This is a genomic window from Deinococcus apachensis DSM 19763 (genome assembly GCF_000381345.1).
In the GTDB taxonomy this organism is placed as follows: Bacteria; Deinococcota; Deinococci; order Deinococcales; family Deinococcaceae; genus Deinococcus; species Deinococcus apachensis.
This window is the reverse complement of the sequence record NZ_KB906412.1, coordinates 58,018-72,202: the sequence shown is the minus strand read 5'-3', so window position 1 is coordinate 72,202 and position 14,185 is coordinate 58,018. Positions and strand designations below refer to the sequence as shown.

Genomic DNA, 14,185 nt, shown 5'->3' with positions numbered 1-14,185 from the left:
CTGCAACAAATATTGCATGAGATTACGCAAGATTATCCTCATCCTCCACATTCTGCAGGTGGCGCCTCAAGCTATCTACCGAGGCCGTCAGCTCGGGGTCCTTGCCCAGTTGCTCGGTCACCTTGGAGACCGCGTGCATCACTGTGGAGTGGTCGCGGCCGAAGAACTGGCCGATCTCCGGCAGGGAGTGACTGGTCAGCTCGCGGATGAGGTACATCGCCACCTGACGGGGCACAACCACCTCGCGCACACGGCCCGAGCCGCGAATCGTGTCGGGGGGCATGTTGAAGTGGGCGGCGGTCGAGCGCAGCACGTCCATCATCTCGACCTTGACCTCCTGCGGCGCGAATACGTTGCTCAGTGCCTTGGCGGCCACCGCGCGCGAGAAGGGCACGTTGTTCAGGCTGGCAAACGCGACCACCCGCATCAAGGCCCCCTCCAACTCGCGGATGTTGCTGGTCACCTGCCGGGCGATCAGCTCCAGCACCTCCTGCGGGATGTCGATGCGGTTGTGCTCGGCGTTCATTTTTAGGATTGCCACCCGCGTCTCGAACTCGGGGCTCTGGATATCGGTGATCAGGCCCCACTCGAAGCGGCTGCGGAGGCGGCCCGCCAACGTCTCGATGTCCTTGGGAGGGCGGTCCGAGCTCAGGATGATCTGCTTGTGGTTCTCGTAGAGCGCGTTGAAGGTGTGGAAGAACTCCTCCTGCGTACGCTCCTTGCCGCCCAGGAACTGGATATCGTCGACCAGCAGCAGGTCCACCGAGCGGTAGCGGTTCCGAAACAGGGTCATCTTGTCATCGCGAATCGCATTGATCAGGTCGTTGGTAAAGGACTCGGTGGAGACGTACTCGACCCGTTTCTCGGGATACCGCTCGGTCATGTAGTGGCCGACTGCGTGCATCAGGTGCGTTTTGCCCAGGCCCACATCCCCGTAAATGAAGAGCGGGTTGTACGCCTTGCCGGGCGACTCGGCGACCGCCAGCGCCGCCGCGTGCGCCAGGTTGTTGTTCGGCCCCACCACGAAGTTCTCAAAGGTGTACTTGGGGTTCAGGCTCTTGCGGTTTTCCGCGGCCACGGTCATGGCTGGCGGGCGGCTGATCTGTCCCAGTGGTTGCCCCAGGGTGGGCGTGGGCGGCGGGTCCTGCGGGAGAATCATCGCCTCCTGCACGGCGGGCAACACCTGGAAGCTGACTTGCGGGTTCTGCGCACCTAAGGAGCGCAGCGCGTCTTCGAGCAGTTCCAGGTAGTGCTTGCGGAACCACTCCTGCGCGAACGAGTTGCGGACGCCCAGCACGAGCGAGCCGTCCTGCACCCCCAGGTTCTTCACCGGGGCGAACCAGGTGTGGTACTCGACTTCCGAGATATTTTTGCGGACGTACCCCAGCACGTCCGCCCAGATTTCCTGCGTGATAAGGCGCACCTCCCCTATGGTCTTGCCCACTCGGACTTTGGGGGCCAGCATACCACCCTGCCGTTCTCTCTCCCGGCAAAGAGAGAGACGGGCTGGAGAGGGTGTGGAGAGCTCAGCCCCGCGCCAGTGAGGCCAGCACCTCCGCCTCCCGCTCTGGGGTTAGGAAGGGCTTTTGCGGCGTGTCCGTACTCCACGCCCGGGTGTCCCGCGCAGTCGTCAGGGGACCACTGTGGATCAGGCCCGCTGCCTGTGCCCGGTCGCTGCTCATGTCCATCAGGCCGCCCTGCTCGCTCATCGCGGGCAGCCACACGGGCAGCTCTCGCCAACCCACCTCCTGCGCCTCCAGGGTGGCCTCGTCCACCCAGACTGGGCGGGCATTCGACCCGGTCGCCTCCCGTGCCACCTCCAGGAATTCCCGCCAGCTCAGCCGCGGCCCCGCAAGGTTGAACACGCCGGGGATGTCCTCCTCCAGCACCTTCATGGTGAAGTGGGCGAGATCGCGGGCGTCGATGACTTGCACGAAGTCCGAGCCGTTCCCGGGGGCCAGGAAGTCGCCTCCCGCCGCCACCCGGTCGATCCAGTACGTGTAGCGCCCGGTAGGGTCGTACGGCCCCGCCACAATCTGCGGGCGCAGGATGGTCGCCCGCTCGCCGAAGACCTCCTGCACGATGCGCTCGCAAGTCACCTTGAGCGGGCCATACGTCTCGCCCGTCACCTCGGTCACGTCCTCGGCGGCGGCGGGGAGCAGGGGGTCGTCCTCGCGGATGGGGTGGCGGTGCTGTTCAGCGTAGACGCTGCCGGTGCTGATGAAGACGTGGCGCCGGACCCTTTCCCGCAGCGCTTCGGCGCTCGCCCGTACCTGCCCCGGCGTGTAGCCGCTCACGTCCACGCAGGCGTCCCAGGCGCGGCCCTCCAGCGCCGCCAGGCCCGCCGTCCCCTCGTTGCGGTCCCCCTTCAGGCGCTCGACCGTCTCCGGCAGCTCGTCCGGGGTGCGCCCGCGGGTCAGCACGGTAACCCCATGTCCCCTCGCCAGCAGCGCCTCCACGATATGCCGCCCCACGAACTGCGTTCCGCCCAGCACGAGCACGTTCAACTTTTGCCCAGTCATACCCGCAGCATCCCACGCCTCTACAGTGAAGGCATGAAGGTGCGTTTCACATCCCGGGGAGTCCGCGTCCGTCTCGATGATCTGGAGGTCGCCGCGCTGACCCGGGGCGAGGCGTTGGGAGTCCGTGTGGATTGGGCTGGGGGGGGCTGGAGGCTGACCCTCGATCCCGGTACGGATGGAATTTCTGGGCAGGAGGGGGCACTCTGGGTAGGGATGCGGACGCCGCTCCCGGACCTCCTCGACGAGGCCCGGGAGGGCGTGACGCTGCCCGGCCCCCCACGGGTGGATGTGGAGAAGGATTATGGGCCGCAGCACACCTGAAGTCCCCTATCCCTCCTCCCGTCGTCTGGGTCTGCGCTCCCTAAGCTGGGAGGCCTGAAGGGAGAGGAGAACATGACAGGCAATAACGACGGCGCCACCGCCACAGGTGGCCTGCGCGGAATTACCGAGGACACGCCCGATCAGGCGGGAGTTCCGGGAGAGGCCGGGAGCATCGACGGCGTGTCCGCAGCCGGAGCGCCGCCCGAAACCTACGACGTGTCCGGGAACGCGGGCGATACCCGGGGCACCGGGGAAAGCACCGAGCTGGAGGCCGGAGGGCCTGAGACCGAGAGTGACGAGGACTTGGTCTCAGGTGACACGGGAGGAGTGACGGGCACCAGCGATCTTTGAGCCGTCCGCTGCAAGGCTCACGGCAGCAGGAGGCGGTCGGGAGATCGGGTCGCCTCCCAGTCTGTCAGCGCTTCCTCACCGACCTGGGTCAGGGTATAGACAGTTCTCGCTTGTCCGCCGCTCTCCCGGCCGATCAGTTTCCGGCCTTCCAGGGCTTTGAACGTGACGACGCTGAGCCTCCTTCCCGCCAGCGTGTAGTACGGGCCGCGCCTGGTTTGCCGCACGTGCATGGCAAGTTCGGCGCCTTCCCGCAGTGCCCGGAGAACCTTCGCCTCGGCGTCAGTCAGGGTCATGCACCCCTCCTCTCCCCTGCTGCTGGAGGCACAGGGCTCAGCGCGCGAAACCTTCCCCCTCCTCCACGTCGAAGGCGAGGACCGAGGGGTCAGACGTGATCCGAAACTGTTTTCGCAGGCCGTCGATCACCCGGCGCTGCTCGTCGCTGTTGCCCCGGATGCCGTGGGGCACCTCGTCGGTCACATGGGGAAAGCGCACGCCCTCCACCTCGACGCCGGGAGTGCCGTCCTCCAGCGTGACGAAACGGGCCGGAACACGGCCGCCAGGCAGCACCATCGTGAAGTCCCTGTCCATGGGCCAACCGTAGCGAGCGGGCACACCGGGCCACGTGAGGACAGGGGCGAGGAGCCCTTATAGGTTGCGCTACCGCCTCGCCCACCGTCCGCCCACCTCCTCCGCCAGCCCCATGAGTTGCAGCATCACCAGGGCGGTCTGAAGGTCGGGCAGCGTGAGGCCGGTCGCCCCTTGCAGGTCGTCCAAGGTCGCGGGGGTGGTCAGCGCGGCGTACACGCGGGCCTGCTCGGGCGGGAGGTCGGGCAGCGGGGCGGCGGGCGCGTCCTCCCAGCCCAGCTCATCGAGGATGTCCCCCGCCGTCTCGGTCAGCACCGCTCCCTCGCGCAGCAGGCGGTGGGGGCCAGCGGCGCGGGGGTCCCCCGCACGGCCCGGCACGGCGAAGACAGTGCGCCCACACTCCAGGGCATGGGTGGCGGTGATCAGCGAGCCGCTTTTCAACTCGCCCTCGACCACGACAGTGGCCGCCGAGAGGGCCGCGATGATGCGGTTGCGGGTGGGGAAGTGGTGCTGCGCGGGGCCAGTGTCCAGCGGGTACTCGCTGACTAGGGTGAGGCGGCGGGCCAGGCCCGTATTTTCGCTGGGGTAGATCATATTCACCGCGCTCCCCAGCACGCCCACGCTGATCCCCCCGGCGTCCACGCTCGCCTCGTGCGCGGCGGTGTCCACGCCCCGCGCCAGGCCGCTGACGACCGTCACTCCGGCCCGGGCGAGGTCGGCGGCGAGGTGGCGGGTCAGGCCCAGGGCGTGCGGGCTGGCGCCGCGCGTGCCCACGATCCCGACGGCGCGCGGCACGACCGGAAAGTCGGGAAGGTCGCCCCGCACCCACAGGACCGCGGGCGGATCGCCCAGGGCCTCCAGCGCGTCGGGATAGCCCTCTAACCCCCTCCCCAGCAGGGTTACGCCCTCCCGGGCCGCCCTGGCGAGTTCCGACTCCGCCTGTTCGCGGGGCGTGGCGGTCCCGATCCCTGCCACCGACCGGGCGTCGAGGCCCGGCACGCCGCGCAGCGCCGTCAGGGGTGCGCCCAGGGCCGCGCCCGCACTCCCGAAGTGCCGCCGCAGATGCTCGGTGCGCCGGGGACCCAGGTTGGGGGTAAAGCGCAGGGTGAGCAGCGCGTGGAGTTCGGTACGGTCGAGGGTGGGGGTCACCGCACCAGGATAGCGGGGGGTTGCCCCAGGCTCCGGAGATTTTCGTGTTGCGATCTCGTCCGGCCCGGAAACGACCTCAAGGGGCGGACAGCGCCGTCTCCGGTTGCCCGGCGGGCTCCTCGTCCTCCTCGTCGCCCAGGGCTACGCCGGGAAGGGTCAGGACGAACTGGGCACCCCCACCCGGCGCATTTCCGGCCGTCAGGGTGCCGCCGTGCAGCGCCGCAATCTGACGCGCCACGCTCAGGCCCAGACCGCTGGAGCCGCTGCCGCTGACGAAGGGCTCGAAAATTCGGTCGCCGAGTTCCGGGGGCAGGCCAGGGCCGCTGTCATGAACGGTGAGGGTGACGTGGTCGGCCGTCTCCTCCAGGGTCAGGCTGACCGTGCCCTCCGGCCCAGCGGCGCGGCGCGCATTGGCGAGCAGGTTACGCAGCGCCTGGGTCAGCCGGTCGGGGTCGCACAGGAGCATGCCACCCCAATTTCCCGCGAAGGTGGTGCCCGGCACCAGCCGGTCGAGCCGCCCGCGCAGCGCTGACGCCGGGATGAAGTGCCACGCCACCTTCATCTCCAGGTGGCCGCGGGCGAGCTGCATCAGGTCCTGGGTCGTGAAGGTGAGCTCGTCGGCCACCAGGGCGGCCCGCATGACCTCAGGGTCTCGGGTGCGGTCGGCCGCGCGCGTCAGGCTGGCCTTGAGGACCGTCAGCGGGGCGCCGAGTTCGTGGACGATCTGCCCCAGCAGTTGCTTCTCGCGCGCCTGTACCGCCTCGATGCGGACGAGCAGGCGGTTGAGGGCCGCGAGCAGGCGGTGAACCTCGTCCTCGCGGGTGGGCAGGGGCAGCGTGGCGACGCTGCGGGTGGGGTCAATGTGGTCGGCCAGGTCGGCGGCCTCGCCCAGACCTGCCAGGGCCCGGCGGCCCACCCACCAGCCCACGACCAGCATCAGGACCGGGGTGACCAGCAGGGCGAGGAGCAGGGCGTTCGTCGCGCTCTGGCGGGCAGCGACCAGGTCGTCCTCCGGCAGCGCCACCCACAGCGTCCCGAAGCCCCCCAGCTTACGGGTGGCGGTGCGGGCGGAGGAGCCCCCGAGCTGCACCGTCCGCTGGCCCTCGAAGGGGAAGGGGGCTTTCTCGTACTGCCGCAGGCTGGGGGTGGCTGCCAGCACCTGTCCGTCCTCGTCCACGATCATGGTGTAGGTCCCCGCCCCACCCGGCGTTTTCCCCAGGCCTTGCTGACCAGCCAGCAACGCCTCCGCCAGGGTGTCGGCGCGTTCGTCCAGCCGCGTCTGGAACTGCGCGTCCATCTGACGCAGCAGCAGCGTCATCACGCCGAGGCCGATCACCGTGATCAGCGCCAGGGCGACGAGCGTGTATACCAGCGCCAGCCGGAAGCGCAGGCTGTGCCGCCAGGCGACCCGCGCGCTTCTCAGGGGGGCGGGCCGACTCAAGTTTGCCTCTCCTCAGAAAAGCGCGACCCACCCCGGCGACAGGGCGCAGGATGGGTTGCGGTAGCAGGCATAGGCGGAGTCTAGGGGGAGGCGGTCAGGCCTGCAGGACATAACCGACATTGCGGATGGTGCGAATCCGCAGGTCGGAGGCGGCCTGCTCCAGCTTTTTGCGAAGCTGTGAAATACGGACCTCCACCGAGTTGCTGTTCGGCGTCTCCCAGCCGTACAGGTGCGACTCGATGTCCGCCCGCGAGAAGACCCGCTCGGGCGTGCGCATCATCAACTCCAGGATACGCGCCTCATGCTCGGTCAGGTTCACGTTCTTGTCGTTCACTGTGAGCAGCAGGCTGCTCGTCGAGAGGCTGGTGTTGCCCAGGTTCACACCCGTCCCGGCCGCCGTGCGGCGCAGCAGGGCCGTGATCCGCGCGTCGAGTTCGGGCATGGCGAAGGGCTTGGTGAGGTAGTCGTCCGCCCCCGCATTCAGGCCCGCCACCCGTTCCTGCACGCCGCTTCTGGCCGACAGCACCAGGACGGGGGTGCTGGAATACTGCCGCAGCGCCTGCACGAGGTCCAGCCCGTCTCCGTCAGGCAGGTTCAGGTCGAGCAGAATGAGCTGCGGCGAGTGGGTGCCCAGCCATGCCTGCGCCTCCTTGAGGGTGGGGGCATGTTCCACAAGGTAGTCGGCCGACAGATACTCCTTGAGCAGTGGTCCGAGGTGGGGATCGTCCTCCACCACCAGAATCTGTGCCAGCATTCAGCGGTCTCCTTGGTTCTTGGGGTCGCTTGACTTGGACTTGTCCGGCACCACCCGCAGGCCCGGCAGACTGAGCGACTGTCCGGCAGCCTGCGATTGTAATGTCAGTCCGAATCCAGACAGGAAGCGGGCCAGGGTTTGCGTGCCGTTGGGAATGTCCAGGGTCAGTTGCCCGGCCTTGAGATCGCCGTCGTAACGGCTCTTCAGCGTTGGATACAGACCCCGGGCCTTTTCCTCGTCGTCGCGTGAGAACAGCACGACCACTGGCCCGGTGTAGTCCGGCACGAACTGAACAACCATCCGATTCCCACTCGTCTCGCCGGATGCCAGAGGAGTTTGGAGTTCGCGGTCCAAGACAATCAGCTTCAGCGCCTGCGCTGGGGTGGCGAGAGCGAGCAGCGTCAGCAGGGCGAGGGCGCGGGGGCGGTTCATCACGGTCACTGTAATCCAATCGGCGGGCGGGCAACGAAGCCCGGGTCCCGTCAGCAGGTACACTAGCGGGTCAAACTGACGGTCCTATGACCCAGGCCATAAGAAGCAGTCAGCGATCAGCAGTCAGCGAGGCCCTGAAGGCTGCCTGCTGATCGCTGACCGCTCCTACATCGCTTCCAGCATCAGTCGGTCCGGGTTCTCCAAGAGCCGGATGACTTCCTTGCAGAAGCGCGCGGCCTCGGCACCGTCCACCAGGCGGTGGTCGAAGCTCAACGAGAGGTACATCATGTGGGCGATCTCGATCTCGTCGCGCTCGTTCACGATGGGCCGCTTCTGGATGGAATGAACGCCCAGGATCGCCGCGTCGGGCACATTGATGATCGGGAAGGAGAACAGCGCCCCGATAGAGCCGATGTTCGTGACCGAGAAGGTGCTGCCCGCCAGCTCGTCCGGCGTGAGCTTGCCAGCCTGGGCGCGCGAGGCGAGGTCCGAGACCTGCCGCGCCAGCTCGAAAATGCTCTTCTGGTTCACGTCCCGCAGCACCGGCACGGTGAGGCCCGCGTCGGTCGCCACCGCCATGCCGATGTTGAAGTACCGCTTCATGACGATCTCGCCCGTCGCCTCGTCAAAGGAGGAGTTCAGGCTGGGGTACTTGCGGAGCGCGGCAGCCACCGCCTTGAAGATAAAGGGGAGGTAGGAGAGCTTGACGCCCGCCGCCTGCGCCTCGTCCTTGACGCGCGAGCGGAACTCGACGAGCCTGGTCAGGTTCACCTCATCCACTGTCAGGGTGCGGACGGTGTAGAGGTGGCTGGCCTGCATCTGGTTGGAGATCGCGCGGCGCATTCCGCGCAGGGGCACCCGGTCCTCCAGGTGCTCGTAGCCCTTCGGCGTGCGGTACTGCACGGGCGCAACGGGCATTCCCCCCGGACCCCTCGCAGCGGGAGCAGGCTGAGGGGTGGGTGCCGCCGGGGCAGGCTGGGGCGCGGGAGCCGGGGCGGTCTGTGCTGGAGCGGTGGGCTGCGACTGCGGACTCTGCGCGTGGGCCGTGACGTCGTCCACCCGCACGCGCCCGTTGGGACCGCTGCCCTGTACCCCGGCGAGGTCCACGCCGAGTTCCCGGGCAAGCTTGCGCGCGGCGGGCACGGCGAGCACCCGTCCGTCCGTCCGGCCCGAGGGCGTCTGGGCACGGTTGAGGATGCTGCCCGTTCCGCCCGTGTAGGTTCCCGGGGTGTTGCTGCCGCTGCGGTTTTCTAACCCCTGGAGCCGCACCGTCTCGTCCGAGGCGAAGGCTTTGAAGAGGCTCGCGTCGTCGTCCCCCTTCTCGGCCGTGTGCCCCGCCTCCACAATGCTGCCGCTGACGTGTTCGCGCTCCTCGGCGGCCTGGGTGGGCAGCGGGGCCTCGGTGGTCTCGGGATTCTCGAAGGTTTCCTGGATGGCCTGGGTGACGCTGGGAGCGGAGGAGGTTTGACTTGCCCTCTCCCCTCCCCCACTCGTCGCGGCCCCTGCTTCCACGATCACGGCGATGGGGGCATGAACGGCAACCACATCGCCCTCATTCGCCAGGCGCCGCTCCAGCACGCCCGCGTAGGGGCTGGGCAACTCGACCGTGACCTTGTCGGTCATCACTTCGCACAGGGGCTGTTCCAGGGCGACCGTCTCGCCCTCCTGCACCAGCCACTTCAGGATTTCGCCCTCAACCACGCTCTCGGCGAGTTCGGGCAGCAGCACTTCTTTCATGGGAGAACCTCGTTCGGGAAGTTAAAGATCAACGCAGGAACAGCATCCGGGCCACGCCGTACAGCATCAGCAGCGCCCCCAGGACCTGAATCCAGCGCTCACCGCGCGCATAGAACCAGGCTGCCAGCCCCAGCGCCACGAACATGCCGCCGATCAGCACGTGCGGCCACGGCTGCGGCGCACCCTCCGCGAGGGGATACACGCCGAAGCCGATGGCGAGGCCGAGGATGCCGAGCAGCGGGCGCAGGAAGTCGGGCTTCATCCGGTGGGGGTCAGTAGTTCAGTGCCCGCACGCAAGCCGCCGCGATGCGGTTGGGACCCGGGAGGTACACCTTGTCCTGCACGTAGGGGTACGGCGTGTCGAAGCCCGCGACCTGCATCACGGGGGCAAGGAGCGAGTCGAACAGCTCCTCCTGAATCACATACGCGACCTCGCCCATGAAGTTGGCGGTGCGCGGCGCCTCGCTGACCAGGACGGCGCGGCCCGTCTTGGCGACACTGGTGAGCACGAGGTCGCGGTCCCAGGGGACCAGCGAGCGCAGGTCAATAACCTCGGCCTGCACCCCCTCGGCGGCGAGGGCCTGCGCGGCCTTCTCCGCATCGGGCATCACGCCGCCGTAACCGATGACCGTGAGGTCGGTGCCCTCCCGCCGGACCGCGCCCTTGCCGATCTCGACGGTGTAGTCCTGCACCGGCACCTGTCCCTTGGCCGCCCGGTAGAGCCGCTTGGGCTCGAAGTAGATCACCGGGTCGCCCCCGCGCACGGCGGCCTTGAGCAGTCCCTTGGCGTCGTACGGTGTAGAGGGCATGACGACTTTGAGGCCCGGCGTATGGGCAAAGTAGCTCTCGGGGCTCTGGCTGTGGTGATGCCCGCCCTTCACACCGCCGCCGGACGGGGTGCGGATCACCAGCGGCGCCGTGAACTGCCCGCCCGAGCGGTAGCGGATCTTGGCCGCCTGGCTGATGATCTGGTCGAAGCCCGGCCCCATGTAATCCGCGAACTGGATTTCGGCGATGGGGCGCAGGCCGCGCACCGCCATGCCGACTGCCGCGCCCACGATGCTCGCCTCGGAGAGCGGGGTGTCGAACACCCGATTGGGGCCAAACTGGGCCTGAAGCCCGGCTGTCGCCAGGAACACCCCGCCGCGTGCCCCCACATCCTCGCCGAAGATGACCACCCGATCATCCCGCGCGAGCTCCTCCGCCATCGCCTCGTTGATCGCCTGGATCAGCGTGAGGGTGCGCGTCTCCCCCGTTCCGGTGGCAGCCTGGGGTTTCGCCTGGGTGGCGGTCATGCCCTCACCCCTTCCTGCTCGGCGCGGAGGAAGGCGGCCTGCTCACGCAGGTGGACGGGCGTATCGGCGTACACGTCCTCGAACATGATTCGCCAGTCGGGCTGCCCGGTCGCCTCGGCCCTCAGCACCGCCTCGTCCACCTCGCGGTGAACTGCGCTGATCAGGTCGGCGCGTTCCTCGGCGCTCACGGGTTCCCCCAGGTGGTCCAGCAACCGCTCCACGCGGGTGATCGGGTCGCGGGCCAGCCAGGCGTTCACTTCCTCGCGCGTGCGGTAGTTCTTCTCGGCGTCGGCGTCGGCGTTGGAGTGCGAGCCCACGCGATAGGTCAGGCATTCAACCAGGGCCGGGCCGTTCCCCGCACGGACCCCTTCAGCCACATGCGACAGGACCTCCATCACGGCCACGATGTCGTTGCCGTCCACGTAGTACCCGGGCATCCCGTACGCCTTCGCCTTGATGTGAATGGTTTCACTCGCGGTCTGGGCCTTCAGGTTGGTGCTGATCGCCCACTGATTGTTCTCGCAGACGAAGAGGCAGGGAGCACCCGACGCGCCCGCCATGTTCATCCCCGCATGCCAGTCGCCCTCGCTGGTTGCACCATCGCCAAAGGTGCAAACGGTAAGTTCATCCACTCCCAGGTACTTTTGCGCCATCGCGTTTCCGGCGGCGGGCGGCACCTGCGAGGCGATGGAGGAGCTGATGGAGACGAAATTTTGGCGCTGGGCCGCGAAGTGGTGCGGCATCTGGCGGCCCCGGCAGGTATCGGAGTTGGTGCCCAGGCACTGACTGATCAGGTCAAGGAGTGGCACGCCCATTGCCAGGCCGAGCGCGTGGTCGCGGTAGTAAGGCCACACCCAGTCGTGCCCCACACGGATGGAGCGGGCCAGGCCGACCTGGGTGGCCTCCATGCCGCTGGACTGCGCGTAGAAGGTAGTGCGGCCCTGTCGGAGCAGGGTGACGAGTTTCTTGTCGAACTCCCGCGCCCGCACCATCTCGTGGTGCAGCTCCCGCAGCACCGCGGGGGTGAAGCGGTCGGGCAGTTCCCGGATGGGACGGCCGTCTTCCGCGACCCACCGCAGGGGGTCAGATGTGAACGGCTGAATCATGAGGGGCCTCCTGAGCGGGAGGCAGCACGCCGCCCACGGGCAGCCGCTGCCGGACTGTCTGGCTAACGCTCGTTAGGCATTCTATCCGCTTCCCCGCTGAAAGCGTCATGACGGTTCCTGGTGCTGATCCGTTCTGGCAGGACACGGGGTGGAGGAAACGGTATTTCCTCCCACTTGCCTTTGGCCGCGAACGACCGTGACTCCGGGCGGAGTGACGGCCTCTCCCCCACTGGTACACTTCCTCCTGAGATGAGCGGCTGGAACGTGATCGTGATCGGCGGGGGCCACGCGGGGCTGGAAGCCGCCTGGGCCGCTGCCAAATTTGCCCGTACGGCGCTGCTGGTCGGCAATCCCGCCACCATCGGCCGGATGCCCTGCAACCCGGCTGTCGGTGGCCCCGGCAAGAGCCAACTCGTGTTCGAGGTGCAGGCGTTGGGCGGGTTGATGGGACGCCTGGCCGATGACACGGCCATTCACACCCGGGTGCTGAACGCCAGCAAGGGACCCGCTGTGCAGTCCTTGCGGGTGCAAAACGAGCGCGACGCCTACGCCGAACGCGCTCAGGATGTGATCTTGGGTCATCCAGAACTTGACGTTGTGCGAGGCGAGGCAGCGGATTTGGAGGCTGACAGTCGTGGAGGGTGGTTCGTCGTCACTACCGACGGTCGCCGTCTGCACACCCGCAGCGTGGTGGTCGCCGCAGGAACCTTCATGCGCGGGGTCACCTGGTACGGTCGCCACTCGCGCCCGGAGGGACGCCAGGGCGAGCCACCCTCGCGGTTCCTGAGTGAGCCGCTGGTCCGGGGTGGGCATGTGCTTAAGCGCTACAAGACGGGAACGCCCCCCCGGGTTCGCGCGGACTCGGTGCGCTTTGCCGACCTGCTGGAGATTCCCGCTGATCCCCAGCCACGGGGCTTCACGGGAAGGCCCGGTCCCCGCGCGGTTGAATCTCCAACCTGGCAGACTCAGACGACACCCGAAACGCACCGTCTTATCCAGGAGAACCTGCACGAGTCGCCGATGTATGCAGGAGACATAGAGGGCCTGGGGCCGCGCTACTGCCCGAGCATCGAGGACAAGGTGGTGCGTTTTGCCCACCATGATCGCCACCTGCTGTTCGTAGAACCCGATGGAGTGCAGACGAGCGAGGTGTACCTGCAGGGCTTCAGCTCCAGCCTGCCGCCCGCCCTTCAGGACCAGCTTGTCCGTACGCTTCCCGGTTTCGAGGCAGCGGTGATTCAGCGGTACGCCTACGCCGTCGAGTACGACGTGGTGGATTCCACAGAGTTGACGCTCAACCTGGAGTCCCGCCTGTTGCCGGGTGTATTCACGGCGGGCCAAATCAACGGCACCAGTGGCTATGAGGAAGCAGCGGCTCAGGGCCTCGTGGCCGGAACCGCCGCTGCTCGCCGCTCCCAGGGACTGGAGGAGATTCAGATTTCACGTGAAACGGGATACCTGGGAGTCCTCCTCGACGACCTGGTATTTAAGGGAAGCGACGAGCCTTACCGCATGATGACCAGCCGGGTGGAGCACCGTCTGCTTGTCCGCCAGGACAATGCCGACGAGCGGCTGACTGGACTGGGATTTGAGTTGGGCCTCGTGGATGAGGTTACGCGACAGGCTGTGGCTGAGAAATACCGGCGAGTCGGTGAAGGTATTCGCTCTCTGCAAATGCAGCGTCTTCAGGGACAGCCCGGTGACGCCTGGCTGCGCCGCCCCGAATTTGCATTGGAAGACGTGGAAGCGTTGGGACTCTTCCTTCCCGAGCTGTCGCCGGGGGAGCGGGAGGCGCTGACGATTCGCGTGAAGTACGAGGGGTACATCGAACGGGCTCAGCGTCAGCTGGCCTCAGAGGACAAAGCGCGCGAGCTGAGCCTCTTCGGGGTGGACTTTGCCGAAATCACGGCCCTTTCAAACGAGGCACGTGAGAAGCTGGCCCGGGCGAAGCCAGCGACGGTGGCCCAGGCTGCCCGCGTCCCTGGTGTGCGACACGCCGACATCAGCGCCCTGGTCGTTCACCTGCGTAGAAACGCTGCTGTTTCACGGGAAACCTGACGGTGCAACAGGAAAGGTAGCGCCCTTCTCACTTGACGCCCCCTTCGTTTCACGAGAAACTTGACGGTGAAACAGGAGGGGGAGTTGGAGCCTTCGGCATTTGAAACTGGAGTCCTGTTGGGCGTTCTAATCGGCGAGGGGCATTTTGGCGGGGACGGCAAGCAGCCGCAGGTGACGGTGCGGATGCACCTTCGGCACGAGCGGCTGTTCGGGCGGTTACTCGCGTGGTGTCCGGGCTCACGGCTCTACGGCCCCTACCACCACGGCGGGAGAAGCTACTTTCAATGGATGGCGCGGGGCGACGTGTTGCGCGAGCGGCTGGTGCCGCTGCTCGACGCTCTGCCGCTGGGGGAGATCGACGAGCATGTGTTCGAGCGGTATCAGGCGATGAAAGTGAAGTACGGGCTGTGACACCGGAAGGTCAGACCCTTCTC

Annotated in this window: 16 protein-coding genes; 4 read left to right on the top strand and 12 right to left on the bottom strand. The window is 67.3% G+C overall.

Annotated features, from left to right (window positions below; genetic code table 11):
• Positions 1–22: 22 nt before the first annotated feature.
• Together dnaA and F784_RS0117150 are read right to left on the bottom strand one after the other, a co-directional pair.
• Positions 23–1,465: a chromosomal replication initiator protein DnaA gene (dnaA, locus tag F784_RS0117155; protein WP_019587961.1), complete on the bottom strand. Its 1,443-nt coding sequence runs from the start codon at positions 1,463–1,465 to the stop codon at positions 23–25.
• 61 nt (positions 1,466–1,526) lie between these two features.
• Positions 1,527–2,522 carry an SDR family oxidoreductase gene (locus F784_RS0117150; protein WP_019587960.1) on the bottom strand — a complete coding sequence of 332 codons (996 nt, stop codon included), beginning with the start codon at positions 2,520–2,522 and terminating at the stop codon, positions 1,527–1,529.
• Between the two features lie 33 nt (positions 2,523–2,555).
• Between F784_RS0117150 and F784_RS0117145 the strand changes: the two genes are divergently transcribed.
• Positions 2,556–2,843 carry a hypothetical protein gene (locus F784_RS0117145; RefSeq protein WP_019587959.1) on the top strand — a complete coding sequence of 96 codons (288 nt, stop codon included), beginning with the start codon at positions 2,556–2,558 and terminating at the stop codon, positions 2,841–2,843.
• 72 nt (positions 2,844–2,915) lie between these two features.
• Entirely contained in the window at positions 2,916–3,194 is a 279-nt protein-coding gene (locus F784_RS0117140) for a hypothetical protein (RefSeq protein WP_019587958.1), read from the top strand.
• Positions 3,195–3,211: 17 nt separating this feature from the next.
• Here F784_RS0117140 and F784_RS0117135 read toward each other — a convergent pair whose 3' ends face one another.
• The 10 genes from F784_RS0117135 to F784_RS0117090 form a co-directional block, all read right to left on the bottom strand.
• Complete coding sequence (locus F784_RS0117135) at positions 3,212–3,487, bottom strand: hypothetical protein (protein WP_019587957.1); 276 nt, start codon at positions 3,485–3,487, stop codon at positions 3,212–3,214.
• 37 nt (positions 3,488–3,524) lie between these two features.
• Positions 3,525–3,782 (bottom strand): hypothetical protein, encoded by a 258-nt coding sequence (locus tag F784_RS0117130; RefSeq protein ID WP_019587956.1) that lies wholly within the window; start codon positions 3,780–3,782, stop codon positions 3,525–3,527.
• A gap of 69 nt (positions 3,783–3,851) precedes the next feature.
• Positions 3,852–4,928, bottom strand: coding sequence for a DNA-processing protein DprA (gene dprA, locus F784_RS0117125; RefSeq protein WP_019587955.1), 1,077 nt, complete (start codon positions 4,926–4,928; stop codon positions 3,852–3,854).
• Positions 4,929–5,004: 76 nt separating this feature from the next.
• Positions 5,005–6,369, bottom strand: a complete 1,365-nt coding sequence (locus tag F784_RS23670; RefSeq protein WP_019587954.1) for a sensor histidine kinase — start codon at positions 6,367–6,369, stop codon at positions 5,005–5,007.
• Positions 6,370–6,463: 94 nt separating this feature from the next.
• Entirely contained in the window at positions 6,464–7,123 is a 660-nt protein-coding gene (locus F784_RS0117115; RefSeq protein WP_019587953.1) for a response regulator transcription factor, read from the bottom strand.
• Positions 7,124–7,555: a hypothetical protein gene (locus F784_RS0117110; RefSeq protein ID WP_026332549.1), complete on the bottom strand. Its 432-nt coding sequence runs from the start codon at positions 7,553–7,555 to the stop codon at positions 7,124–7,126.
• Positions 7,556–7,720: 165 nt separating this feature from the next.
• A complete protein-coding gene (locus F784_RS0117105; RefSeq protein ID WP_026332548.1) occupies positions 7,721–9,292 on the bottom strand; it encodes a dihydrolipoamide acetyltransferase family protein in 1,572 nt (523 codons plus the stop codon).
• Positions 9,293–9,320: 28 nt separating this feature from the next.
• Positions 9,321–9,554: a hypothetical protein gene (locus F784_RS0117100; protein ID WP_019587950.1), complete on the bottom strand. Its 234-nt coding sequence runs from the start codon at positions 9,552–9,554 to the stop codon at positions 9,321–9,323.
• Between the two features lie 10 nt (positions 9,555–9,564).
• The gene (locus tag F784_RS0117095) at positions 9,565–10,587 is read right to left on the bottom strand and encodes an alpha-ketoacid dehydrogenase subunit beta (protein ID WP_019587949.1); all 1,023 of its coding nucleotides are present in this window, start codon (positions 10,585–10,587) and stop codon (positions 9,565–9,567) included.
• Positions 10,584–11,693: a thiamine pyrophosphate-dependent dehydrogenase E1 component subunit alpha gene (locus tag F784_RS0117090; RefSeq protein ID WP_019587948.1), complete on the bottom strand. Its 1,110-nt coding sequence runs from the start codon at positions 11,691–11,693 to the stop codon at positions 10,584–10,586. The genes F784_RS0117095 and F784_RS0117090 overlap by 4 nt, the downstream gene beginning before the upstream one ends.
• A 249-nt stretch (positions 11,694–11,942) precedes the next feature.
• Here F784_RS0117090 and mnmG point away from each other — a divergent pair, with 249 nt between their 5' ends.
• Together mnmG and F784_RS0117080 are read left to right on the top strand one after the other, a co-directional pair.
• Positions 11,943–13,751, top strand: coding sequence for a tRNA uridine-5-carboxymethylaminomethyl(34) synthesis enzyme MnmG (gene mnmG / locus F784_RS0117085; protein WP_019587947.1), 1,809 nt, complete (start codon positions 11,943–11,945; stop codon positions 13,749–13,751).
• A gap of 84 nt (positions 13,752–13,835) precedes the next feature.
• Positions 13,836–14,162: a hypothetical protein gene (locus F784_RS0117080; protein WP_019587946.1), complete on the top strand. Its 327-nt coding sequence runs from the start codon at positions 13,836–13,838 to the stop codon at positions 14,160–14,162.
• The last annotated feature ends 23 nt before the right edge of the window (positions 14,163–14,185 follow it).

Bases quoted from the DNA above. Each gene is read 5' to 3' on its own strand.
- F784_RS0117135 (WP_019587957.1), bottom strand. From the start codon at position 3,487: ATGACCCTGACTGACGCCGAGGCGAAGGTTCTCCGGGCACTGCGGGAA.
- F784_RS0117140 (WP_019587958.1), top strand. From the start codon at position 2,916: ATGACAGGCAATAACGACGGCGCCACCGCCACAGGTGGCCTGCGCGGA.
- dnaA (WP_019587961.1), bottom strand. From the start codon at position 1,465: ATGCTGGCCCCCAAAGTCCGAGTGGGCAAGACCATAGGGGAGGTGCGC.
- F784_RS0117130 (WP_019587956.1), bottom strand. From the start codon at position 3,782: ATGGACAGGGACTTCACGATGGTGCTGCCTGGCGGCCGTGTTCCGGCC.
- F784_RS0117095 (WP_019587949.1), bottom strand. From the start codon at position 10,587: ATGACCGCCACCCAGGCGAAACCCCAGGCTGCCACCGGAACGGGGGAG.
- F784_RS0117100 (WP_019587950.1), bottom strand. From the start codon at position 9,554: ATGAAGCCCGACTTCCTGCGCCCGCTGCTCGGCATCCTCGGCCTCGCC.
- F784_RS0117145 (WP_019587959.1), top strand. From the start codon at position 2,556: ATGAAGGTGCGTTTCACATCCCGGGGAGTCCGCGTCCGTCTCGATGAT.
- F784_RS0117090 (WP_019587948.1), bottom strand. From the start codon at position 11,693: ATGATTCAGCCGTTCACATCTGACCCCCTGCGGTGGGTCGCGGAAGAC.
- F784_RS0117110 (WP_026332549.1), bottom strand. From the start codon at position 7,555: ATGAACCGCCCCCGCGCCCTCGCCCTGCTGACGCTGCTCGCTCTCGCC.
- F784_RS0117105 (WP_026332548.1), bottom strand. From the start codon at position 9,292: ATGAAAGAAGTGCTGCTGCCCGAACTCGCCGAGAGCGTGGTTGAGGGC.
- F784_RS0117115 (WP_019587953.1), bottom strand. From the start codon at position 7,123: ATGCTGGCACAGATTCTGGTGGTGGAGGACGATCCCCACCTCGGACCA.
- F784_RS0117150 (WP_019587960.1), bottom strand. From the start codon at position 2,522: ATGACTGGGCAAAAGTTGAACGTGCTCGTGCTGGGCGGAACGCAGTTC.
- mnmG (WP_019587947.1), top strand. From the start codon at position 11,943: ATGAGCGGCTGGAACGTGATCGTGATCGGCGGGGGCCACGCGGGGCTG.